Source organism: Halomonas sp. KAO (assembly GCF_015595025.1).
Taxonomy (GTDB): Bacteria; Pseudomonadota; Gammaproteobacteria; order Pseudomonadales; family Halomonadaceae; genus Halomonas.
Map to the genome: position 1 here is coordinate 1 of NZ_JADNRL010000030.1, position 1547 is coordinate 1547.

Consider the following 1547-nt stretch of genomic DNA (forward strand, 5'->3'; position numbering starts at 1 on the left):
GGCCTGCGGTAGGGGTTGGAATATTTGCTCTTTCACAAATCTCCTTAAGCTTTTGGCCCGAAACGCCATATTGATGTGCCAAGTGGCTCATAGGACGCGACCACACCTGCTCATAAAGCCTCTCACGCTCGACTTTTGTGACTGGCATATTCAACCTCCTTCAATAGTCTGCCTATCAAAAGCCATAAAACACCTGTTCAAGAACTCGAATAATCCAGCAAAGGACCTACTACTGATGTACCTGTTGATCCTAGAGAATGTGGTTGTCAACGCGATTTATCGTTAAGGTTCTTGAAAATGATGGTAAGGAATGCACTCCCCGCAGGGTGATGGAAGTCGTCGTGTCGTGTTTACTGCAACAACTGACATTATGGCTGATTGATCATCGATGATGGTGAACATGTTTTCCTTGGGCGCTCCTGCTGTTAATGGCCAAGCCTTCTAGTCTAGCTGTCGGGTCCCGCGTGATTAACTATCCGCTTGGTAAATATCTCAGGTCGCTTGGCCTGCCACTCCTTCATCGCCGTGATCGGTGATTGATGATGCAGCGCCTTCTGAGGGATGTGGTGATTGTACAGCCAAGCGTAGCGCTTGAGCGTCTGCTCCAGGTCCTCGCCTGAGGTATAGCGCCGGGTCGCCAGCACGTCGCTGATGCGGCCGTTGAACCGCTCCACCATACCGTTCGTCTGTGGCCTTCCCGGCTTGATCAGGCGATGTTCGATACCATGGGCCTGGCACTCCTGGTCGAAGGGGTGGCGTCCGCTGGGCTTGCGCTCACCTGCCCGCGTGAAGCGATCGGTGAACGACTTGCCGTTGTCAGTGAGCACCGTCTGGATCGTGAAGGGAGCCTTCTCCTCCACGCGCTTCATGAACGCCTTGGCATCCTTGGCAGACTGGCTGCGCCTGACCTCCAGATAGACCCAGCGTGTGGCACGGTCGATGGCGACGTACAGGTAGCGTTTCTGCTCCTCGTCGGGCATCTGCGGCAGATGCTTGATGTCGATATGCACGTACCCGGGCTCGTAGTCCTTGAAGGGCTTGTGCCGGGGCTTGCCATCATCTCCGGCGTCCTGACGGGCTAGTTCTGCCAGTGTCGGCACCTCGCGCCGCTGGAGCATGCGGTGCAGGCCAGAGCGAGACAGTCGAGGGTTCAGGAACTCACGTGCCACGACGAGCAGATCATCCAGGCCGAGGCGCAGGAATTCGCGAGCGGCGATCAGCACCTCCTCCTGCTCGGACGTGAGGGTGGCCAGTAGGTTGTGACGCGTGTGCGGTCGGTCATGGACATCATCGCGATACCGCCAGCGCCGGATGGTCGCGGGGGAGACGCCATACTGGCGGGCCAGCTTGCTATCCGTGATGCTGGAAGGCGCTGCCTGGATCTCGGCCCGGATCTTTGGTGTCGTGGTTGCCTGCTTATGCAGCTTGATGTCCATGAACCTGCTCCCGAATGAATTGCTGTAGAAGCTCCCTGGCTGCCAGCAGAGGATAACTCCTATAGCTCATTTGATCATCCGGGACCCTACAAGTAGGACTGCGCTTGTGCC

At 56.8% G+C, this 1547-nt stretch carries 1 protein-coding gene; it reads right to left on the reverse strand.

Features of this window, described 5'->3' with window-relative positions; translation table 11 throughout:
* Positions 1-446: 446 nt before the first annotated feature.
* Positions 447-1436, reverse strand: coding sequence for an IS481 family transposase (locus IOC61_RS15925; protein ID WP_195689729.1), 990 nt, complete (start codon positions 1434-1436; stop codon positions 447-449).
* Between the last annotated feature and the right edge of the window lie 111 nt (positions 1437-1547).